This window comes from Escherichia sp. 93.0816, assembly GCF_013368855.2.
Taxonomy (GTDB): Bacteria; Pseudomonadota; Gammaproteobacteria; order Enterobacterales; family Enterobacteriaceae; genus Escherichia; species Escherichia ruysiae.
In genome coordinates this window covers 55,016-76,091 of the sequence record NZ_JABWNC020000008.1, presented here as the reverse complement: position 1 = coordinate 76,091, position 21,076 = coordinate 55,016, and the positions used below count along the sequence as shown (strand labels likewise).

The 21,076-nt window shown below is 50.5% G+C and carries 21 protein-coding genes; 14 read left to right on the top strand and 7 right to left on the bottom strand.

Features of this window, described 5'->3' with window-relative positions; all coding sequences use genetic code 11:
* Positions 1-80: 80 nt before the first annotated feature.
* Positions 81-1,673 carry an ABC-F family ATPase gene (locus HEM79_RS11180; RefSeq protein ID WP_000961452.1) on the bottom strand — a complete coding sequence of 531 codons (1,593 nt, stop codon included), beginning with the start codon at positions 1,671-1,673 and terminating at the stop codon, positions 81-83.
* 218 nt (positions 1,674-1,891) lie between these two features.
* Between HEM79_RS11180 and ldtB the strand changes: the two genes are divergently transcribed.
* Positions 1,892-2,812, top strand: a complete 921-nt coding sequence (gene ldtB / locus HEM79_RS11175) for a L,D-transpeptidase (RefSeq protein ID WP_001056379.1) — start codon at positions 1,892-1,894, stop codon at positions 2,810-2,812.
* 57 nt (positions 2,813-2,869) lie between these two features.
* Here the strand turns inward: ldtB and HEM79_RS11170 are convergent, their stop codons facing one another.
* Positions 2,870-3,988, bottom strand: a complete 1,119-nt coding sequence (locus tag HEM79_RS11170; RefSeq protein WP_000056428.1) for an anion transporter — start codon at positions 3,986-3,988, stop codon at positions 2,870-2,872.
* Positions 3,985-4,452 carry a manganese-binding transcriptional regulator MntR gene (gene mntR, locus HEM79_RS11165; RefSeq protein WP_000091016.1) on the bottom strand — a complete coding sequence of 156 codons (468 nt, stop codon included), beginning with the start codon at positions 4,450-4,452 and terminating at the stop codon, positions 3,985-3,987. Before mntR ends, HEM79_RS11170 begins: the two co-directional genes overlap by 4 nt.
* 185 nt (positions 4,453-4,637) lie before the next feature.
* Here mntR and mntS point away from each other — a divergent pair, with 185 nt between their 5' ends.
* Together mntS and opgE are read left to right on the top strand one after the other, a co-directional pair.
* On the top strand, positions 4,638-4,766 hold the full coding sequence (mntS, locus tag HEM79_RS11160; RefSeq protein ID WP_001001761.1) for a manganase accumulation protein MntS: 129 nt from the start codon (positions 4,638-4,640) through the stop codon (positions 4,764-4,766).
* Between the two features lie 271 nt (positions 4,767-5,037).
* Entirely contained in the window at positions 5,038-6,621 is a 1,584-nt protein-coding gene (opgE, locus tag HEM79_RS11155) for a phosphoethanolamine transferase (RefSeq protein ID WP_176242789.1), read from the top strand.
* A gap of 49 nt (positions 6,622-6,670) precedes the next feature.
* On the opposite strand, the gene ompX is transcribed toward opgE, so the two are convergent.
* Positions 6,671-7,186 (bottom strand): outer membrane protein OmpX, encoded by a 516-nt coding sequence (ompX, locus tag HEM79_RS11150; RefSeq protein ID WP_010351215.1) that lies wholly within the window; start codon positions 7,184-7,186, stop codon positions 6,671-6,673.
* Positions 7,187-7,238: 52 nt separating this feature from the next.
* Positions 7,239-7,304, bottom strand: a complete 66-nt coding sequence (locus tag HEM79_RS11145) for a hypothetical protein (protein ID WP_123056750.1) — start codon at positions 7,302-7,304, stop codon at positions 7,239-7,241.
* Between the two features lie 233 nt (positions 7,305-7,537).
* Here HEM79_RS11145 and rhtA point away from each other — a divergent pair, with 233 nt between their 5' ends.
* The 6 genes from rhtA to ybiO all read left to right on the top strand — a co-directional run bounded on the left by rhtA (position 7,538) and on the right by ybiO (position 14,218).
* Positions 7,538-8,425 (top strand): threonine/homoserine exporter RhtA, encoded by an 888-nt coding sequence (gene rhtA / locus HEM79_RS11140; protein WP_010351217.1) that lies wholly within the window; start codon positions 7,538-7,540, stop codon positions 8,423-8,425.
* Between the two features lie 298 nt (positions 8,426-8,723).
* Positions 8,724-9,227 carry a DNA starvation/stationary phase protection protein Dps gene (gene dps, locus HEM79_RS11135; RefSeq protein ID WP_000100800.1) on the top strand — a complete coding sequence of 168 codons (504 nt, stop codon included), beginning with the start codon at positions 8,724-8,726 and terminating at the stop codon, positions 9,225-9,227.
* Positions 9,228-9,630: 403 nt separating this feature from the next.
* On the top strand, positions 9,631-10,377 hold the full coding sequence (gene glnH, locus HEM79_RS11130; protein ID WP_000843874.1) for a glutamine ABC transporter substrate-binding protein GlnH: 747 nt from the start codon (positions 9,631-9,633) through the stop codon (positions 10,375-10,377).
* Between the two features lie 126 nt (positions 10,378-10,503).
* A complete protein-coding gene (gene glnP / locus HEM79_RS11125; RefSeq protein WP_001159053.1) occupies positions 10,504-11,163 on the top strand; it encodes a glutamine ABC transporter permease GlnP in 660 nt (219 codons plus the stop codon).
* On the top strand, positions 11,160-11,882 hold the full coding sequence (gene glnQ / locus HEM79_RS11120) for a glutamine ABC transporter ATP-binding protein GlnQ (RefSeq protein WP_000569080.1): 723 nt from the start codon (positions 11,160-11,162) through the stop codon (positions 11,880-11,882). The genes glnP and glnQ overlap by 4 nt, the downstream gene beginning before the upstream one ends.
* 116 nt (positions 11,883-11,998) lie before the next feature.
* Positions 11,999-14,218: a mechanosensitive channel protein gene (gene ybiO / locus HEM79_RS11115; RefSeq protein WP_176242787.1), complete on the top strand. Its 2,220-nt coding sequence runs from the start codon at positions 11,999-12,001 to the stop codon at positions 14,216-14,218.
* Here ybiO and rlmF read toward each other — a convergent pair.
* A complete protein-coding gene (rlmF, locus tag HEM79_RS11110) occupies positions 14,215-15,141 on the bottom strand; it encodes a 23S rRNA (adenine(1618)-N(6))-methyltransferase RlmF (RefSeq protein WP_176242785.1) in 927 nt (308 codons plus the stop codon). The genes ybiO and rlmF overlap by 4 nt on opposite strands.
* Before the next feature lie 275 nt (positions 15,142-15,416).
* Between rlmF and mcbA the strand changes: the two genes are divergently transcribed.
* From mcbA to ybiJ, 5 genes are all read left to right on the top strand, one after another.
* A complete protein-coding gene (gene mcbA / locus HEM79_RS11105) occupies positions 15,417-15,677 on the top strand; it encodes a DUF1471 family periplasmic protein McbA (protein WP_010347475.1) in 261 nt (86 codons plus the stop codon).
* Positions 15,678-15,941: 264 nt separating this feature from the next.
* Entirely contained in the window at positions 15,942-18,224 is a 2,283-nt protein-coding gene (locus tag HEM79_RS11100; RefSeq protein ID WP_176242783.1) for a catecholate siderophore receptor Fiu, read from the top strand.
* A gap of 41 nt (positions 18,225-18,265) precedes the next feature.
* Positions 18,266-18,943, top strand: a complete 678-nt coding sequence (gene ybiX / locus HEM79_RS11095; RefSeq protein ID WP_176242780.1) for a PKHD-type hydroxylase YbiX — start codon at positions 18,266-18,268, stop codon at positions 18,941-18,943.
* Positions 18,944-19,016: 73 nt separating this feature from the next.
* Positions 19,017-19,283: a C4-type zinc finger protein YbiI gene (gene ybiI, locus HEM79_RS11090; protein WP_000146361.1), complete on the top strand. Its 267-nt coding sequence runs from the start codon at positions 19,017-19,019 to the stop codon at positions 19,281-19,283.
* 264 nt (positions 19,284-19,547) lie between these two features.
* Entirely contained in the window at positions 19,548-19,808 is a 261-nt protein-coding gene (gene ybiJ, locus HEM79_RS11085) for a DUF1471 family protein YbiJ (RefSeq protein ID WP_000849301.1), read from the top strand.
* A gap of 152 nt (positions 19,809-19,960) precedes the next feature.
* Here ybiJ and HEM79_RS11080 read toward each other — a convergent pair whose 3' ends face one another.
* Positions 19,961-21,046: a malate/lactate/ureidoglycolate dehydrogenase gene (locus HEM79_RS11080; RefSeq protein ID WP_176242779.1), complete on the bottom strand. Its 1,086-nt coding sequence runs from the start codon at positions 21,044-21,046 to the stop codon at positions 19,961-19,963.
* Positions 21,047-21,076 lie beyond the last annotated feature (30 nt).

Here is a 21,076-nt window from a genome sequence, read left to right as displayed (position 1 = left end):
TGCAGGTACTGCGTAGGCCTGATAACAATCTTGCATTTGTCACCAGTAGCCCTGACATTACCAGGGCTACTGACAATAACTTACTCGATCCCTTTACTACGCAGGTAATCTTCGTAATTACCGCTAAAGTCAATCACGCGTTCCGGCGTGATTTCCAGAATACGGGTCGCCAGGGAGCTTACAAACTCACGGTCGTGAGAAACAAAAATCAGCGTGCCCTGATACAGTTCCAGCGCCATGTTAAGCGACTCGATGGACTCCATATCCAGGTGGTTGGTCGGTTCGTCCATGATCAGAATGTTCGGTTTCTGCATCATTAACTTACCAAACAACATACGGCCTTTTTCACCACCGGAAAGCACTTTGGCAGGCTTTTTGATGTCATCCTGACTGAACAATAAGCGACCGAGAATGCTGCGCACCGCCTGCTCGTCATCGCCTTCCTGCTTCCACTGGCTCATCCATTCAAACACGGTCAGGTCATTATCGAACTCATATTCGTGATCCTGCGCGTAGTAACCAATGCGCGCGTTCTCTGACCATTTTACGGTGCCACTATCCGGTTCCAGATCACCCACCAGCGTTTTCAGCAAGGTCGATTTACCGACGCCGTTGGTACCGAGTACCGCCAGCTTTTCACCCACTTCCAGCAGCAGGTTGAGATTTTTAAACAGCGGACCGTTATCAAACCCTTTGGTCAGCCCTTCCACTTCCAGCGCGTTACGGAACAGTTTCTTATCCTGCTCAAAACGGATGAACGGGTTCTGACGGCTGGAGGCTTTCACCTCTTCCAGTTTGATTTTATCAATCTGACGCGCACGCGAAGTTGCCTGACGAGATTTCGAGGCGTTGGCGCTAAAGCGGCTAACGAAAGATTGCAGCTCGGCAATCTGCGCTTTCTTCTTGGCGTTATCAGCCAGCAGACGTTCGCGTGCCTGCGTCGCCGCCGTCATGTACTCATCGTAGTTGCCCGGATAAACGCGCAGTTCGCCGTAATCCAGATCCGCCATGTGGGTACAAACCATGTTCAGGAAGTGACGGTCGTGCGAGATGATGATCATGGTACTGTCACGCTCGTTCAGCACCTGCTCCAGCCAGCGAATGGTATCGATGTCGAGGTTGTTGGTTGGTTCGTCGAGCAGAAGAATGTCCGGATCAGCAAACAGCGCCTGCGCCAGCAACACACGCAGCTTCCAGCCAGGAGCAACTTCACTCATCGGGCCATAGTGTTGTTCCACTGGAATTCCCACGCCAAGCAACAGTTCACCAGCGCGAGCTTCCGCAGAGTAACCGTCCATTTCGCCGTATTTCACTTCCAGATCGGCAACTTTATAGCCATCTTCTTCGCTCATTTCCGGCAAAGCATAGATACGGTCGCGCTCCTGCTTCACTTCCCACAACTCTTTATGCCCCATGATCACCGTATCCAGCACGGTGAACTCTTCAAAGGCAAATTGATCCTGGCGCAACTTACCAATTCGCTCGTTGGGATCGAGGGAAACGTTACCCAGCGTCGGCTCAAGGTCGCCGCCGAGGATCTTCATAAAGGTGGATTTACCACTACCGTTCGCGCCAATCAGGCCGTAACGGTTGCCGCCGCCAAATTTGACGGAAATGTTTTCAAACAACGGCTTACTGCCGAACTGCATGGTGACGTTACTGGAAACTAACACAGGCGTATCCTGAAAAGAGATATGACAAACCGCGCATTATGCCATAAGTCTGAAAGAAGATCCCGTCCCCCGCTTAAGGTCTACACTCTTCCCAAAGGCAAAAAATGTGATTTCGTACACATCTGATTTCACTGTTAGCTGGAATGAACATATAATGCGCTTCCAATACTCTAATATTCTCAACCTAATGGCCTGCCAGGCACGAAATCTCGCTTAACATGAATATGAAATTGAAAACGTTATTCGCAGCGGCCTTCGCTGTTGTCGGCTTTTGCAGTACCGCTTCAGCGGTAACTTATCCTCTGCCAACCGACGGGAGTCGCCTGGTTGGTCAAAATCAGGTGATCACTATCCCTGAAGGTAACACTCAGCCGCTGGAGTACTTTGCGGCGGAGTATCAGATGGGGCTTTCCAATATGATGGAAGCGAACCCTGGTGTGGATACCTTCCTGCCGAAAGGCGGCACCGTACTGAACATCCCGCAGCAACTGATCCTGCCGGACACTGTTCATGAAGGCATTGTGATTAACAGCGCAGAGATGCGTCTGTATTACTATCCGAAAGGGACTAACACCGTTATCGTACTGCCGATCGGCATTGGTCAGTTAGGTAAAGACACACCTATCAACTGGACCACCAAAGTAGAGCGTAAGAAAGCAGGCCCGACCTGGACGCCGACCGCCAAAATGCATGCAGAATACCGCGCTGCGGGCGAACCGCTTCCGGCTGTCGTTCCGGCTGGCCCGGATAACCCGATGGGACTGTATGCACTGTATATCGGTCGCCTGTACGCTATCCACGGCACCAACGCCAACTTTGGTATCGGTCTGCGCGTAAGCCACGGTTGTGTGCGCCTGCGTAACGAAGACATCAAATTCCTGTTCGAGAAAGTGCCGGTCGGTACTCGCGTACAGTTTATTGATGAGCCGGTAAAAGCCACCACCGAGCCGGACGGCAGCCGTTATATTGAAGTCCATAATCCGCTGTCTACGACCGAAGCTCAGTTTGAAGGTCAGGAAATTGTGCCGATTACGCTAACCAAGAGCGTGCAGACAGTGACCGGTCAGCCAGATGTTGACCAGGCTGTTCTGGATCAGGCTATTCAAAACCGTTCCGGGATGCCGGTTCGTCTGAATTAATCTTCAAAACTTAAAGCACAAGGCGGACTCATAATCCGCCTTTTTATTTGCCAGCTCTTACACTGCCGGGAGCATAACTAACAAAACGTATCCTACCAGCGCCGCCCACAACAGCATTGGTATCGAATAAAGATGGAAACGCCACCAGATACGACGATCGTTCGCCATCCGTAGCGCAATCAAATTTGCCAGCGATCCCGGTAACAAGCCAAAACCACCTACGTTAACCGCCCATGCCAGCAGCAACGACGGCGGCACATAGTTCAGCAGCAAAATAGTACTCGGCACGTTACTGATCACCTGCGATAAACCAATCGCCGTTAACCATAATCCGGGTTCGGATAAATGACTCACGTTACTCAACACGCCTTGCAACGCCGGAAGCTGGGTCAGTAAATGGACGTCAATAAACATCGCCATAAACACCAGCAGCAACGTCCAGTCCACACTGAGCACCACGCGACGTGCCAGCAGCGCAAAGCCCGCCGCCACAATCACCAGCCCCCACAGCTCTTGTTTCAACTCCAGCGCCGTAAGGAAGACGATATACAGCCCCAGACAACTCCACACCAGCCGTGGTTTCCACTCCGGCGTTTGCGTCCCCGTATGATATTGCAGCGCCTTTCCAGGAAAACAACACCAGCACAGCAGCAGCAATGTCAGCATCATCGCACCAGCCAGCGGTGCCATCTGTGCAATAAAACCGGCAAACGAAAGACCCGAACGTCCCCAGATAAGGATATTTTGCGGATTACCAATCGGCGTCAGTAGAGAACCAGCGTTGACTGCCAGCGCCTCAAAAATAATCAGCCGATTAACCGGGATCTCACACAGTCTTTTTAGCGTGATAGTCAGCGGAACAACAATAAACAGCGCGACATCGTTGGTCAGAAAGGTAGAAAGCAGCGCCGCCGCCAGCACCATAAACATCGCCAGCCGACGCTCCGTAGCAAAGCGGCGCACCATTTTGCGCCCCAGCACATCAAAATAACCGCTTAATTCAACACCCTTGGTCAGCAGCATCAGGCCACTTAAGGTAATGATGGTGTGCCAGTCGATAGCAGCAGGCCAGGATTTCGGCGCAAAGGGAACAAAAAAACTTAATCCGATACCAACGAGAATTAATAACTGAAAAAAGCGATCGCCTTGCAGCGTGCGTAAAAAAGGCAGGCTCATTTGGCACCGTGTTTCTGGGTAAACAAACGAAAGGCGTCCAGCGTCTCTTCACTCACATGGTGTTCCATACCCTCCGCGTCACGACGGGCAATTTCCGGGCTGACGCCCAACACCAGCAAGAAATTTTCGACTATCTGATGGCGCTCGCGGCTTTCCTGCGCCAGCTTCTCCCCTTCCGCCGTTAAAAACACGCCACGCCACGGGATCATTTCAATCAGTCCCATGGTTGCCAGCCGCTTAAGCATTTTAGCCACCGTCGGTTGCGAAACGCCCAGACGAGCAGCCATGTCCACCTGACGGGCTTCCCCCACTTCTCTTATCAGGTCAGAAATCAGCTCAACATAATCGTCAATAAGTTCGCGGCGATGCGCTTCTCTGACCTGGCGAAACCCTTCAACGTGTTCTTCCACGTTCACTAACTGCGTCACTTTTTTTGCTGTTGGCGTACCTGCGCGACGACTCATTGTGCTTCCTCATTATGGTGACACACATATAGCGTTCTCATTTCGTGCGCACATTGTAAACCAGAGTTGCGAAGGCACAAAAAATTAACGTTTTAGCAATAGCTATATAATATAGCCTGTGCTATATCTGTATGTAATGCAATCATCCCTCATGGATCGACGGGATTAGCAAGTCAGGAGGTCTTATGAATGAGTTCAAGAGGTGTATGCGCGTGTTTAGTCATTCTCCCTTTAAAGTACGGTTAATGTTGCTCTCTATGTTGTGCGATATGGTCAACAATAAACCGCAGCAAGATAAACCTTCCGATAAATAGCGGCGTCGCGGTACGCCGCTTCACTCGTGCTTTATTGCAGGCATAAATAGTTTCTGCCTGAAAACCCCCATTTTTTGTCGGATTTTTAATCCCCTTCGCAAAAGATTTGTTCGTCAGTAGTTGACCTGAACGGCGGCTCGCTCTATCTTCTTGCAGCCCTGCGTATATTGCGGCTCGCGGATGCGGACCCTTTTCCCCTCTTCACGCACTCTTGCAGGTATTGACCCTTGACGCCAGGGTAAGCACATGGCGTTTGTTACGATAGTGGCATATGAATTTAACCCTCAAAGAATCGCTTGTTACCCGTAGCCGGGTATTTAGCCCGTGGACTGCGTTCTACTTTTTACAGTCGCTATTAATTAATCTCGGCTTAGGCTATCCCTTCAGTTTTCTCTACACCGCCGCGTTTACGGCTATTTTGCTTTTGCTATGGCGGACATTGCCTCGCGTGCAAAAAGTCTTGGTCGGCGTCAGTTCGTTAGTGGCAGCCTGTTATTTCCCTTTTGCTCAGGCCTACGGCGCGCCTAATTTCAATACCTTGCTGGCCCTGCACTCCACCAATATGGAAGAGTCGACCGAAATCCTGACGATTTTTCCGTGGTACAGCTACCTGATCGGCTTATTTATTTTTGCGCTCGGCGTGATAGCTGTCCGGCGAAAAAAAGAGAGTGAAAAAACGCGCTGGAGTAAATTCGACAGCCTGTGTCTGGTATTCAGCGTGGCGACTTTTTTTGTTGCCCCCGCGCAAAACCTGGCCTGGGGCGGCGTATTTAAATTGAAGGATACTGGCTATCCGGTATTTCGTTTCGCTAAGGATGTCATCGTCAACAATAACGAGGTGATTGAAGAGCAAGAGCGGATGGCAAAACTTTCCGGGATGAAAGATACCTGGACGGTTACTGCAGTTAAACCGAAATATCAGACCTATGTGGTGGTGATCGGTGAAAGCGCACGTCGCGACGCTCTCGGTGCCTTTGGCGGTCACTGGAACAACACCCCGTTTGCCAGCAGCGTTAACGGTCTGATCTTCGCTGACTACATTGCCGCCAGCGGCTCCACGCAAAAATCGCTTGGCTTAACGCTTAACCGCGTCGTCGATGGCAAGCCACAATTTCAGGATAACTTTGTCACCCTTGCCAACCGCGCAGGTTTTCAGACCTGGTGGTTTTCCAATCAGGGACAAATTGGTGAGTACGATACCGCCATCGCCAGCATTGCTAAACGTGCAGATGAAGTGCACTTCCTGAAAGAAGGTAATTTTGAAGCAGATAAGAACACCAAAGACGAAGCGTTACTGGACATGACCGCTCAGGTGCTGGCGCAAGAACACTCGCAACCGCAACTGATTGTTTTGCATCTGATGGGCTCACATCCGCAGGCCTGCGACCGGACACAAGGCAAATACGAAACCTTTGTGCAATCGAAAGAGACGTCGTGCTATCTCTACACCATGACGCAAACGGACGATTTACTGCGCAAACTCTATGACCAGTTACGCAACAGCGGTAGCAGTTTCTCGCTGGTTTACTTTTCTGACCACGGTCTGGCCTTTAAAGAACGCGGTAAAGAAGTGCAATATCTGGCTCATGACGATAAATATCAGCAAAATTTCCAGGTGCCTTTTATGGTCATTTCCAGCGACGATAAAGCGCACCGGATAATTAAAGCCCGCCGTTCAGCCAATGACTTCTTAGGTTTTTTCTCTCAATGGACAGGGATTAAAGCGAAGGAGATCAACATCAATTACCCGTTTATCTCTGAGAAGAAAGCCGGGCCGATATATATCACTAACTTCCAGTTACAGAAGGTGGATTACAACCATCTCGGAACCGATATATTCGATCCCAAATCTTAAGATAAAAAAATCCGCCCCGAGAGGCGGATTTTTTATATCACCGAAGTGATTAGAAGCGGTAACCAACACCGGCAATCCAGGTGCCTACGTCAACGTTACGAATACGGCTCTGCTCGTAAGAGAAGTCCAGAGCAACGTTTTCGATTGGGTTGAACTGCAGACCCGCGCCGTAGGAGAAGCCGTAGTCGCTGGTGTCGTGTTTGTAGATCGGGTATTCAGTGGTCTGGAATTTACCATAGCCCACACCCACTACACCGTAGATGCTTGCCCAGTCGTTAATGCGGTAAGCCGGACCAGCAGTGATGCCGTAGTACTGGGTTTTGTTGTAGTCACCAGAGCTTGCAGTGCGGCTTTTCTCGGTGTAAGTGAAAGAACCGATCACACCCAGCGGGCTGTTGTCTTCTTCATAGCGGTATTTCAGGTTGAAACCGCCCATTTTGTTCATTTTGCCCTGAGCGTCGCTCTGTGCATAACCACCAGTTACGGTAGAAGTAGCAGCTACGGAAGTACCTGCGGTGAAAGCCAGAACTGCGGCCAGTGCTGAAAGACATGCAATTTTTTTCATAACCACCTCAAATGTGATTCAAATAAGTCCTAAGTTTTAAATATATCAAAAATTAATGGGAAACTCTTCGCGATTTGTGATGTCTAACGGGCCATTTCGTGTAACAGAACGTTTCCATTCACCGCTATCCATCTAAATTTAAATCACTTTTTCTGTGAACAGCGTAAGTATTACGCATATATTCACACTCTCTCATCCAGATTATTCTTAATCAGCAAACTGATGAATCCATCAATCCTGGCGCATTTTAGCCAAAATGGGGAAAAATTTTTCAACAAATGCTCAACCAGCCACTGGTACATCCAGTACACTCCACGCTTTACCTTGCTATACAAATTTATGGGAGAAAAGATGCCAGGGTCATTACGTAAAATGCCGGTCTGGTTACCAATAGTCATATTGCTCGTTGCCATGGCGTCTATTCAGGGTGGGGCTTCATTAGCAAAATCACTTTTTCCACTGGTTGGCGCGCCTGGAGTGACTGCACTGCGCCTTGCGCTGGGAACATTGATTCTTGTCGCTTTCTTTAAACCGTGGCGGCTGCGTTTTGCCAGAGAACAACGGTTACCGCTGTTGTTTTACGGTGTATCTCTGGGTGGGATGAACTATCTCTTTTATCTCTCTATTCAGACTGTACCTCTGGGAATTGCAGTTGCGCTGGAGTTCACCGGGCCACTGGCGGTGGCGCTGTTCTCCTCTCGTCGCCCGGTAGATTTCGTTTGGGTTTTGCTGGCAGTACTCGGTCTGTGGTTCCTGCTGCCGCTGGGGCAAGATGTTTCCCATGTCGATTTAACTGGCTGTGCGCTGGCGCTCGGTGCCGGTGCTTGCTGGGCTATCTACATATTAAGTGGGCAACGTGCCGGTGCTGAACACGGCCCTGCGACGGTGGCGATCGGTTCGCTGATTGCGGCATTAATTTTCGTGCCAATCGGCGCGTTACAGGCTGGAGAGGCTCTCTGGCATTGGTCGGTTGTTCCATTAGGTTTAGCTGTCGCAATTCTCTCGACCGCTCTGCCCTACTCGCTGGAGATGATTGCCCTCACCCGTTTGCCGACGCGGACATTTGGTACGCTGATGAGCATGGAACCGGCACTGGCCGCCATTTCCGGGATGATTTTCCTCGGTGAGATGCTGACGCCAATACAGATTCTGGCGCTCGGCGCTATCATCGCAGCTTCAATGGGCTCCACGCTGACAGCACGCAAAGAGAGCAAAATAGAAGAAATAGATATTAATTAAATTTACAATTCTGCATGGTTATGCATAACCATGCAGAATATTTCGCTAATTTTCACCTGCCACATCCTTATATATCTGACTATACAAAAGCATATTTATTCCGAAAATTCCTGGTGGACAAATAAATAAGAATCGTTCTTATTGGAATATATAAGCTTCTGTATTTTCAGTGGTTTTATCTTTCACGCTTGTTACCACTATTAGTGTGATAGGAACAGCCAGAATAGCGGAACACATAGCCGGTGCTATACTTAGTCTCGTTAATTACTGGGACATAACATCAAGAGGATATGAAATTATGAGTACCGCTAAATTAGTTAAATCAAAAGCGACCAATCTGCTTTATACCCGCAACGATGTCTCTGACAGCGAGAAAAAAGCGACAGTAGAGTTGCTGAATCGTCAGGTTATCCAGTTTATTGATCTTTCGTTGATTACCAAACAGGCACACTGGAATATGCGCGGCGCTAACTTCATTGCCGTACATGAAATGCTGGATGGCTTCCGTACCGCTCTGATCGATCATCTGGATACCATGGCTGAACGTGCGGTACAACTGGGCGGCGTTGCCCTTGGCACCACTCAAGTTATCAATAGCAAAACACCGCTGAAAAGCTACCCACTGGACATCCACAACGTTCAGGATCACCTGAAAGAGCTGGCGGATCGTTATGCAATTGTCGCCAATGATGTACGTAAAGCCATCGGTGAAGCAAAAGATGATGATACTGCAGATATCCTGACCGCCGCCTCCCGCGACCTGGATAAATTCCTGTGGTTTATCGAATCTAACATCGAATAACACCACCGCTGATGGTTCAAAACGTTAACAAACAATAAAAGCGGCTTCCTGAAAGGGGGCCGTTTTTTTTGATGCCCAGTCTCTACGCACTTTTTTAGTGCATCCAACCGCCCTTCCAGCCTGACAAAGTAAACTTTTTGTATCAACATCATCACACAATCGTTACATAAAGATTGTTTTTTCATCAGGATTTACGCTAAATAATCACTGTGTTGACTGCACTATTTTAGCGCACCACTTTGGCGCCCCATAATGGTGCAATCTAACGGTGTTGCCTCATAAATCGTGCAATCCGTTTTCATCGCCTCTCGAAAAATCAACGAGTTGCAAAACTGGCACGATTTTTTCATATAGGTAAATGTTACGCAGGGGATCGTCCCGTGGATAGAAAAAAGGAAATGCTATGAAGTCTGTATTAAAAGTTTCACTGGCAGCACTGACCCTGGCTTTTGCGGTTTCTTCCCATGCCGCAGATAAAAAATTAGTTGTCGCGACAGATACCGCTTTCGTTCCGTTTGAATTTAAACAGGGCGACAAATACGTGGGCTTTGATGTCGATCTGTGGGCGGCAATCGCCAAAGAACTGAAGCTGGATTACGAACTGAAACCGATGGATTTCAGCGGTATCATTCCGGCGCTGCAAACCAAAAACGTCGATCTGGCGCTGGCGGGCATAACTATCACCGACGAGCGTAAAAAAGCGATCGATTTCTCTGACGGCTACTACAAAAGCGGTCTGTTAGTGATGGTGAAAGCGAACAACAACGATGTGAAAAGCGTGAAAGATCTCGACGGTAAAGTGGTTGCTGTGAAGAGCGGCACTGGCTCCGTTGATTACGCGAAGACGAACATCAAAACCAAAGATCTGCGACAGTTCCCGAACATCGATAACGCCTATATGGAACTGGGTACTAACCGCGCAGACGCCGTCCTGCACGATACACCAAACATTCTTTACTTCATCAAAACCGCCGGTAACGGCCAGTTCAAAGCGGTGGGTGACTCTCTGGAAGCACAGCAATACGGTATTGCTTTCCCGAAAGGTAGCGACGAGCTGCGTGATAAAGTCAACGGCGCGTTGAAAACCCTGCGCGAAAACGGAACTTACAACGAAATCTACAAAAAATGGTTCGGTACAGAACCGAAATAATAACACTACGCCTGTAAAGCGCACGGACAGTCCCCTCTCCCCTCTGGGGAGAGGGTTAGGGTGAGGGACACAGGCCATTAATTACCCTGAATTTGATTATTTACACCACGGTAACAGGAACAACATATGCAGTTTGACTGGAGTGCCATCTGGCCTGCCATTCCGCTTCTGATTGAAGGCGCCAAAATGACCCTGTGGATTTCGATCCTCGGTCTGGCTGGCGGCCTGGTGATCGGACTGGCGGCAGGTTTTGCACGCACCTTTGGCGGTTGGATAGCCAACCACGTCGCGTTAGTCTTTATTGAAGTGATTCGCGGCACACCTATCGTCGTCCAGGTGATGTTTATCTACTTCGCCCTGCCGATGGCGTTTAACGACTTACGCATCGACCCGTTTACTGCGGCGGTGGTCACCATCATGATCAACTCCGGCGCATACATTGCGGAAATCACGCGTGGTGCAGTGCTGTCAATCCACAAAGGTTTCCGTGAAGCCGGGCTGGCACTTGGTCTTTCACGTTGGGAAACCATTCGCTACGTCATTTTACCTCTGGCACTGCGCCGTATGCTGCCGCCGCTGGGCAACCAGTGGATCATCAGCATTAAAGACACCTCGCTGTTTATTGTTATCGGCGTGGCGGAGCTGACCCGTCAGGGGCAAGAAATTATTGCCGGTAACTTCCGCGCCCTTGAGATCTGGAGCGCCGTGGCGGTGTTTTATCTGATTATTACCCTGGTGCTGAGCTTTATTCTGCGTCGTCTGGAAAGAAGGATGAAAATCCTGTGATTGAATTTAAAAACGTCTCCAAGCATTTTGGCCCTACCCAGGTGCTGCACAATATCGATTTGAACATTGCCCAGGGTGAAGTGGTGGTGATTATCGGGCCTTCTGGTTCCGGTAAATCAACCCTGCTGCGCTGCATCAACAAACTGGAAGAAATTACCTCTGGCGATCTGATTGTCGATGGTCTGAAGGTTAACGATCCGAAAGTTGACGAGCGACTGATTCGCCAGGAAGCGGGCATGGTGTTCCAGCAGTTTTACCTCTTCCCGCACCTGACGGCGCTGGAAAACGTGATGTTTGGTCCGCTACGCGTGCGTGGCGCAAACAAAGAAGAGGCGGAAAAACTGGCACGTGAGCTGCTGGCGAAGGTCGGTCTGGCAGAACGCGCGCATCACTACCCTTCCGAACTTTCTGGTGGTCAGCAGCAGCGTGTGGCGATTGCCCGTGCGCTGGCGGTAAAACCGAAAATGATGCTGTTCGATGAACCGACTTCCGCTCTTGACCCGGAACTGCGCCATGAAGTGCTGAAGGTTATGCAGGATCTGGCAGAAGAAGGCATGACGATGGTGATTGTGACCCACGAAATCGGTTTTGCTGAGAAAGTGGCTTCACGTCTGATCTTTATTGATAAAGGCCGGATTGCGGAAGATGGCGATCCTCAGGTGTTGATCAAGAACCCGCCGAGCCAGCGTTTGCAGGAATTTTTACAGCACGTCTCTTAACTTCTCAGCCTCCCTTTCCCCCGAAAGGGAGGAACACCAGATTCCTCTCATTTCAAATCGCTCCTCCCCCAGCATCTATACTTATCTTTTTGCTCTGTTTTCTCACTGGAGGAGTCATGCGGTGGATTCTGTTCATCCTCATCTGCCTGCTGGGCGCACCTGCCCACGCGGTGTCCATACCCGGCGTAACAACCACAGCAACAACAGATTCAACCTCCGAACCGGCTCCGGAACCGGATATCGAACAAAAAAAAGCGGCCTATGGCGCACTGGCGGATGTGCTGGATAATGACACCTCGCGCAAAGAGTTGATCGACCAGCTACGCACCGTTGCCGCCACGCCCCCCGCAGACCCCGTACCGAAAATCGTGCCGCCGACGCTGGTTGAAGAGCAAACCGTGCTGCAAAAGGTGACTGAAATCAGCCGCCATTATGGCGAAGCCCTCTCCGCGCGCTTCGGGCAACTTTACCGCAATATCACTGGCTCCCCGCATAAACCCTTTAACCCGCAAACCTTCAACAACGCGCTGACCCATTTTTCAATGCTAGCGGTTTTAGTGTTTGGTTTTTACTGGCTGATTCGCCTGTGCGCGCTGCCGTTATATCGCAAAATGGGTCAGTGGGCGCGGCAAAAAAACCGTGAGCGCAGCAACTGGTTACAGCTTCCGGCGATGATCATCGGCGCGTTTATTATCGATTTGCTGTTGCTGGCAATGACATTATTTGTCGGCCAGGTATTAAGCGACAATCTGAACGCCGGTAGTAAAACCATTGCTTTTCAACAAAGCCTGTTTCTCAATGCTTTCGCTCTGATTGAATTTTTCAAAGCTGTTTTACGCCTGATTTTCTGCCCGAACGTGGCAGAGCTGCGCCCGTTCAATATTCAGGATGAAAGCGCCCGCTACTGGTGCCGCCGTCTTAGCTGGTTAAGCAGTCTGATTGGTTATGGACTGATTGTGGCAGTGCCGATTATCTCTAATCAGGTGAATGTGCAAATCGGGGCGCTGGCAAACGTGATAATCATGCTGTGCATGACCGTCTGGGCGCTGTATCTGATCTTTCGTAATAAAAAAGAGATTACCCAGCATCTGCTCAACTTTGCGGAGCATTCGCTGGCCTTTTTCAGCCTGTTTATCCGCGCCTTTGCGCTGGTGTGGCACTGGCTGGCAAGCGCCTATTTTATCGTGCTGTTTTTCTTTTCGTTGTTCGATCCGGGCAACAGCCTGAAATTTATGATGGGTGCAACGGTGCGCAGCCTGGCGATTATTGGTATCGCAGCGTTTGTTTCCGGTATGTTTTCCCGCTGGCTGGCGAAAACCATCACTCTCTCGCCACATACTCAGCGCAACTATCCGGAGCTGCAAAAACGGCTGAACGGCTGGCTATCAGCAGCACTGAAAACGGCGCGTATTCTGACGGTGTGCGTGGCGGTAATGTTGCTGCTCAGCGCCTGGGGGCTGTTCGATTTCTGGAACTGGCTGCAAAACGGCGCGGGGCAGAAAACCGTGGATATCCTGATCCGTATCGCGCTCATCCTTTTCTTCTCGGCGGTTGGCTGGACGGTGCTCGCCAGTTTGATCGAAAACCGGCTGGCTTCGGATATTCACGGTCGCCCGCTGCCTAGCGCCCGCACGCGTACCCTGCTGACACTGTTTCGCAACGCGCTGGCGGTGATTATCAGTACCATCACCATCATGATTGTGTTGTCGGAAATCGGCGTCAATATCGCGCCGCTGCTGGCAGGTGCCGGGGCATTAGGTCTGGCTATCTCGTTTGGTTCGCAAACGCTGGTGAAAGATATTATTACTGGCGTGTTCATTCAGTTTGAAAACGGTATGAACACTGGAGATTTGGTTACCATCGGGCCGTTGACCGGCACGGTGGAACGGATGTCGATTCGCTCCGTGGGCGTGCGTCAGGATACCGGTGCGTATCACATCATTCCGTGGTCTTCGATAACCACCTTTGCTAACTTCGTCCGTGGCATTGGTTCGGTGGTAGCAAACTATGATGTCGATCGGCATGAGGATGCCGATAAAGCCAATCAGGCGCTGAAGGATGCCGTAGCGGCGGTGATGGAAAATGAAGAAATTCGCGGGCTGATTATTGGTGAACCGAACTTTGCCGGTATTGTCGGCTTAAGCAATACCGCGTTTACGCTGCGTGTTTCATTTACCACGCTGCCGCTCAAACAGTGGACGGTGAGATTTGCCCTCGACAGCCAGGTGAAAAAACATTTCGACCTGGCGGGTGTTCGTGCGCCGGTACAAACTTATCAGGTGCTGCCGGGAACGCCCCCGGTAGCACCACTGCCATCGGGGGAGCCTACGCTTTAACGCTGGCGATTGACAAAACGACGGCGCTGTTCGTCGTTCATAAAGGTCCAGGCAATAAAGCGACTCTGTTTTTGCCCCTGGGCCATCTCTTTTTTGACCACTTTCACCGCGCCAACATCCGTCAGAGCACGATACAACGGCGGTAAGTTTTCGCCACGAGATACCAGCGAGGTAAACCACATCACCTGCTTCGCGAAGCCTTTACTCTCTTCAATCATCTTTTTGATAAAGGCCACTTCGCCACCTTCACACCACAACTCCTGTTGCTGACCCCCAAAGTTCAGCGCGTTATCTCTGTCCAGCCCCAGGTTACGCCGTTTGCGTTCGCTGTCGGCACGCGCTGCTGCTGCGGAGTCATGGAACGGTGGGTTGCACAAGGTTGCGTCGTATTGCTCGTTTTTGTGGATGATGCCGTTAAAAATGGCGCCGGTATCCTTTTGCCGACGCAGGCGGATAGCGCGGTTAAGACCCGGATTGGCGCTGATGATCGCCTGCGCGCTGCTTAATGCCTGGCTGTTAGTTTCTGTACCAGTAAAACGCCAGCCATATTCATGCACACCAATCAGCGGATAAATACAATTCGCACCAACACCGATATCCAGAATGCTGGCATTGGCTGGAATTGTTCCACTTGCCTCAGCCAGTAAATCAGCAAGATGGTGAATATAATCTGCCCGACCCGGCACCGGTGGGCAGAGAAAACCGTCAGGGATATCCCAGCTCGCCACAGCATAAAAATGTGCCAACAGCGCCTTGTTGAGCGCCTTCACTGCCAGCGGATTGGCGAAGTCAACGCTTTGCTCACCTGCAGGGGTAAGCGTAAGGAATTGCGCCAGTTCAGGATTCACCTGACAAAGCGTGGCGAGATCGTAGCGACTGTGATGACGATTGCGCGGGTGTAACCCCGGTTTCTGGGCGGACATAGCATTCTCCTTTAAGCAGCGGCGTAAGATACCCGCATAACGCAGCAGGGTAAATATCTGGCTGCGTTTAACATGCTTCAAAACCTTAACCTGACTGCATTTTTCATCAATTCATCATAAAAATCAGCACGCTGCATGTCATTGATTTGTCTTGTTTTGTAAAAATATATTGTTCAAAAAATAAGCACATCTCTGTCAATTTTTTGCGTCATTTTCATCGCACAGGAGACCTACACTTATCAGGCACTACTCGTTGTATTTATGAGGATGTCATTATGAAAAAGTGCCTCGCACTACTGATTGCCACCGTCCTGAGCGGAATCACCTTCACGGCTTATGCCGCGCAGCCACTGAGTAACCAGGACAGCGGTCAACTACGACCAGCCGGAACCGTTTCGGCGACCGGCGCATCTAACCTAAGCGATCTGGAGGATAAACTGGCAGAAAAAGCGCGCGAACAAGGCGCGAAAGGTTATGTCATTAATTCCGCAGGCGGAAATGACCAGATGTTCGGTACTGCAACCATCTACAAATAACCCCACCAACGTAACTGCATTCGCCTCTGGATGCAGTTTTCGTCCATTTTGTAATCGAAAAACATCAAATATGAACACAATGTAAATAAATGTATTTCTTTTTCGCGCAATGGGTGATAGAAAATCGCGCCAAGTGATAATGCTTATCAAAATTATTATCACTTGCACGATCGCTTTTACGGGATTAACAGTGGCATCGCATCCGCAGAGATGCTTTCTCGTGACAGTGAAAATTTTAACATATAAGAAAAAGTCACCTGCAAAATGGAAAACAATCGCAATTTCCCTGCCAGACAATTTCATTCGCTCACGTTCTTTGCCGGTCTTTGTATCGGTATCACGCCTGTGGCACAGGCACTCGCCGCCGAAGGGCAAACTAACGCGGATGACACGCTGGTTGTCGAAGCATCAACGCCTTCGCTTTATGCACCACAACAATCTGCCGATCCGAAATTCTCACGTCCGGTAGCGGATACAACCCGCACGATGACGGTGATTTCGGAACAAGTGATTAAAGATCAGGGCGCAACCAACCTTACCGACGCGCTTAAAAACGTCCCCGGCGTGGGTGCGTTTTTTGCTGGTGAGAACGGTAACTCCACCACTGGTGACGCCATTTATATGCGCGGCGCCGATACCTCTAACAGCATTTATATTGATGGTATTCGCGATATTGGCAGCGTCTCGCGCGACACCTTCAATACCGAACAGGTCGAAGTGATTAAAGGCCCGTCCGGCACCGACTACGGGCGCAGCGCGCCGACGGGTTCGATCAATATGATCAGCAAACAGCCGCGCAATGATTCAGGTATTGACGCCTCCGCCAGTATTGGTAGCGCCTGGTTCCGTCGCGGCACGCTGGACGTTAATCAGGTCATTGGCGATACCACAGCGGTACGTCTGAATATGATGGGCGAAAAAACGCACGATGCCGGGCGCGATAAAGTCAAAAATGAGCGTTATGGCGTCGCCCCTTCCGTGGCATTTGGTCTCGGTACGTCGAATCGTTTGTATCTCAACTATTTACACGTTACCCAGCACAATACGCCAGACGGCGGCATTCCGACCATTGGTTTACCGGGCTATTCCGCACCTTCTGCGGGTACGGCGGCGCTGAATCATTCTGGAAAAGTTGATACGCATAACTTTTATGGTACGGATTCCGATTACGACGATTCGACCACCGATACTGCCACCATGCGTTTTGAGCACGACATCAGCGATAACACAACTATTCGCAATACTACGCGTTGGTCGCGCGTGAAGCAGGATTACCTGATGACGGCAATTATGGGGGGGGCGTCGAATATTACCCAGCCCACCAGCGATGTGAATAGCTGGACGTGGTCACGCACTGCGAATACCAAAGATGTGAGTAATAAAATTCTCACCAACCAGACCAACCTGACCTCGACGTTCTATACCGGCTCTATCGGTCATGATATCAGTACCGGCGTGGAATTTACCCGCGAAACGCAAACCAACTACGGCGTTAATCCGGTGACGTTACCGGCGGTGAATATTTATCATCCTGACAGCAGCATTCATCCCGGTGGCCTGACGCGCAACGGTGCCAATGCTAACGGTCAGACAGATACCTTCGCGATTTATGCCTTCGATACGCTGCAAATCACCCGTGATTTTGAGCTGAACGGCGGAATTCGGCTGGACAATTATCATACTGAATACGACAGTGCTACCGCCTGCGGTGGCAGTGGTCGCGGTGCCGTCACCTGCCCGAGCGGCGTGGGATACGGTTCTCCAGTCACCACTGTCGACACCGCTAAGTCTGGCAATCTGGTGAACTGGAAAGCCGGGGCGCTGTATCACCTGACAGACAATGGCAATGTCTACGTGAACTATGCCGTTTCCCAACAACCACCAGGTGGCAGTAATTTCGCCCTTGCGCAGTCTGGTAGCGGTAACAGTGCCAGCCGCACCGATTTTAAACCGCAAAAAGCCAACACCAGCGAGATTGGCACCAAATGGCAGGTTCTGGATAAACGCCTGTTGCTCACCGCCGCACTGTTCCGTACTGATATCGAAAATGAAGTTGAGCAAAATGATGACGGGACTTACTCGCAATACGGTAAGAAACGCGTCGAAGGCTATGAGATATCCGTGGCCGGGAATATCACTCCCGCGTGGCAGGTGATTGGCGGCTATACCCAGCAAAAAGCAACCATCAAAAACGGCAAAGATGTTGCCCAGGACGGTTCCTCATCGCTGCCGTATACCCCGGAACACGCCTTCACCTTATGGAGCCAATATCAGGCAACCGATGATATCTCTGTTGGCGCGGGCGCACGCTATATCGGCAGTATGCATAAAGGTTCAGACGGCGCGGTGGGAACGCCAGCGTTTACCGAAGGTTACTGGGTCGCCGACGCCAAACTGGGGTATCGGGTTAATCGCAATCTCGACTTCCAGCTAAACGTCTACAACCTGTTTGATACCGATTACGTCGCCTCAATCAACAAGAGCGGTTACCGTTATCACCCGGGTGAGCCAAGAACCTTCCTGCTCACCGCCAATATGCATTTCTGATTCAGATGTGGGGTGAAAGCCCCACTTTTTGGAGAACTTATATGATGTACCACATTCCCGGCGTGTTATCGCCACAAGACGTCGCCCGCGTTCGCGAACAACTGGAACAAGCCGAATGGATTGATGGACGCGTCACCACCGGTGCACAAGGCGCGCAGGTCAAGAATAATCAACAGGTAAACACCAACAGCGCGTTATATGCCGCATTACAAAATGAAGTGCTGAACGCGGTTAACCAACATGCTTTGTTCTTTGCCGCTGCCTTGCCGCGTACCATTTCCACGCCGCTGTTTAATCGCTATCGGAACAATGAAACCTATGGTTTTCATGTGGATGGCGCGGTACGCAGTCATCCGCAAAACGGCTGGATGCGCACCGATCTTTCCGCCACGCTGTTTTTGAGCGATCCACAAAGTTACGAAGGCGGCGAACTGGTCGTCAATGACACCTTCGGGCAACATCGGGTAAAACTCCCGGCTGGCGATCTGGTGTTGTATCCCTCCAGCAGCCTGCACTGTGTAACCCCCGTAACGCACGGCGTACGGGTGGCGTCATTTATGTGGATACAATCAATGATCCGCGACGATAAAAAGCGCGCCATGCTGTTCGAGCTGGACAACAATATTCAGTCACTCAAAAGCCGCTACGGCGAAGGAGAAGAGATCCTGTCGCTACTCAATCTCTATCATAATCTGCTGCGGGAATGGTCGGAGATCTGACGCTTGAGCTGCCCAGGTTCATCCCTGGATTAGCTACACTTAACTGTACAAGTATTGATATGGGGAGGACGATATGGCATCCGGTTGGGCTAACGATGACGCCGTCAACGAACAGATCAACAGTACAATTGAAGATGCGATTGCCCGCGCCAGGGGTGAAATTCCGCGTGGCGAAAGCCTGTATGAATGTGAAGAGTGCGGCGCTCCCATCCCGCAGGCTCGTCGGGAAGCCATTCCTGGCGTGCGCTTATGCATTCACTGTCAGCAGGAGAAAGATTTACAAAAACCAGATTATACAGGATATAATCGCAGAGGTTCGAAAGACAGCCAGTTACGTTAACTGCAACTGGCATGATATGTAGATGGTATGATTTTCATTTTTCGTGGCATTCCGTGCCTTTAACGCAGCCGTGACTGCCACGTGTTACAAAATTGGTTCATACATGCGATAAATGAATTGATTATCAGCATGTTAGATATCAATCAATTTATTTGAACAAGGCGGTCAATTCTCTTCGATTTTATCTCTCGTAAAAAAACGTGATACTCATCACATCGACGAAACAACGTCACTTAAACAAAAATCACCTGCGAGAGATTAATTATGAAAACTATCAATACTGTTGTTGCTGCTATGGCTCTTTCAACTCTGTCATTTGGCGTGTTCGCGGCGGAACCGGTCACGGCATCCCAGGCACAAAACATGAATAAAATTGGCGTAGTTTCTGCCGATGGCGCATCCACCCTCGATGCCCTGGAAGCGAAACTGGCTGAAAAAGCGGCGGCGGCTGGCGCCAGTGGATACAGCATCACATCCGCCACCAACAACAATAAATTAAGCGGCACAGCGGTTATCTATAAGTAATTCGCAGGCCGGATAAAGCGTTTACGCCGCATCCGGCAAGAAGCTATCAGGTTCTGAATTTCCCTGTCTGTTTGCCGACAGACGCATGTGCTCCAACCCTCATTGATCCTATGTTACCCTTGTTTGCCCGTCCGTCACTGGACGGGCTTTTTTTAGCTGGCTGACTGCTGGCTGAAAGCCTGCAACGTCTCTTCTGATATACCAATCTGCCGCGCGGCGTCACAAATTGCCTGCCAGCTTCCGGCATCCAATGGAATCCCCATCTCCTGCCGTTCGCGGCGCATATTCACTTCCCACTCTCCCGGCAGCAAAATCGGTTTATCTTCATCATGCGGCGAGGCTTTCACCCACTCGGCAAAGGCTTCGGACTGCACTGCACAATCTGGCGCACCGAACAGCTCCGGGTTAATGATAATGCTCGTCATGCAGTTAAAACCGGCATCGGGGCTGTGCTGCAATGTTTCCTGATAAGTGGTTTTGCCGCCAGAAAGTGCACCACCGAGAATTTCGCACATCACCGCCAGGGCGTAACCTTTATGTTCAGCAAAGGCCAGCAACGCTCCTAACGGTGACTCCAGCATGACTGCCGGATCGGTCGTTGGCACGCCATTAACGTCGATCAGGCAACCAGGTGGTACGGGCACGCCTTTATGCCAGGCCACGCGCGCTTTACCAAACGCAATGGTGCTGGTGGCGTAATCAAGCAACAGCGGGAAATTATCTTTTCGGGGAAAGACCACGCAGAACGGATTTGTGCCAAAGCGACTGTCACGACCACGGAACGGCGCAACAGCCTTGCTCCCTACCACACTGACAAAGTGGATAGAGACAAACCCCGCCGCCGCGCACTGTTCCGCCCAATAACCAATGCGCCCGATATGATGTGAGTTACGCAGCGCCACGGCAGCAATGCCGTGGTGACGTGCTTTTTCAATCCCCAGAGTCATGGCCTCGTATGCAGCTACCTGACCACATGCGCGATCGCCATCAAGCGTGACTACAGCTCCCGCATCTTTGACAATTTTGGCGTGATGGTTGATCTGCAAATAGCCCTGCTGCCAGGAACGCACATAATTCGGGATCATGCCAATACCATGTGAATCATGACCTGCCAGATTTGCTGCGATTAAATGATCTGCTACTAATTTTGCTTCCTGTTCCTCGCTACCCATCTGACGAAACACAGTCAGAACAAAGTTGTGCAGCGTCCGGGCATGAAAGCGATGACCACTTTCCATGGTTAACTCCTGTTTATGTTATATGCCTGT

Bases quoted from the DNA above. Each gene is read 5' to 3' on its own strand.
- glnP (WP_001159053.1), top strand. From the start codon at position 10,504: ATGCAGTTTGACTGGAGTGCCATCTGGCCTGCCATTCCGCTTCTGATT.
- ybiI (WP_000146361.1), top strand. From the start codon at position 19,017: ATGGCATCCGGTTGGGCTAACGATGACGCCGTCAACGAACAGATCAAC.
- mntS (WP_001001761.1), top strand. From the start codon at position 4,638: ATGAATGAGTTCAAGAGGTGTATGCGCGTGTTTAGTCATTCTCCCTTT.
- rlmF (WP_176242785.1), bottom strand. From the start codon at position 15,141: ATGTCCGCCCAGAAACCGGGGTTACACCCGCGCAATCGTCATCACAGT.
- rhtA (WP_010351217.1), top strand. From the start codon at position 7,538: ATGCCAGGGTCATTACGTAAAATGCCGGTCTGGTTACCAATAGTCATA.
- glnH (WP_000843874.1), top strand. From the start codon at position 9,631: ATGAAGTCTGTATTAAAAGTTTCACTGGCAGCACTGACCCTGGCTTTT.
- dps (WP_000100800.1), top strand. From the start codon at position 8,724: ATGAGTACCGCTAAATTAGTTAAATCAAAAGCGACCAATCTGCTTTAT.
- mcbA (WP_010347475.1), top strand. From the start codon at position 15,417: ATGAAAAAGTGCCTCGCACTACTGATTGCCACCGTCCTGAGCGGAATC.
- HEM79_RS11080 (WP_176242779.1), bottom strand. From the start codon at position 21,046: ATGGAAAGTGGTCATCGCTTTCATGCCCGGACGCTGCACAACTTTGTT.
- ybiJ (WP_000849301.1), top strand. From the start codon at position 19,548: ATGAAAACTATCAATACTGTTGTTGCTGCTATGGCTCTTTCAACTCTG.
- ybiX (WP_176242780.1), top strand. From the start codon at position 18,266: ATGATGTACCACATTCCCGGCGTGTTATCGCCACAAGACGTCGCCCGC.
- ybiO (WP_176242787.1), top strand. From the start codon at position 11,999: ATGCGGTGGATTCTGTTCATCCTCATCTGCCTGCTGGGCGCACCTGCC.
- ompX (WP_010351215.1), bottom strand. From the start codon at position 7,186: ATGAAAAAAATTGCATGTCTTTCAGCACTGGCCGCAGTTCTGGCTTTC.
- ldtB (WP_001056379.1), top strand. From the start codon at position 1,892: ATGAATATGAAATTGAAAACGTTATTCGCAGCGGCCTTCGCTGTTGTC.
- HEM79_RS11100 (WP_176242783.1), top strand. From the start codon at position 15,942: ATGGAAAACAATCGCAATTTCCCTGCCAGACAATTTCATTCGCTCACG.
- opgE (WP_176242789.1), top strand. From the start codon at position 5,038: ATGAATTTAACCCTCAAAGAATCGCTTGTTACCCGTAGCCGGGTATTT.
- mntR (WP_000091016.1), bottom strand. From the start codon at position 4,452: ATGAGTCGTCGCGCAGGTACGCCAACAGCAAAAAAAGTGACGCAGTTA.
- HEM79_RS11170 (WP_000056428.1), bottom strand. From the start codon at position 3,988: ATGAGCCTGCCTTTTTTACGCACGCTGCAAGGCGATCGCTTTTTTCAG.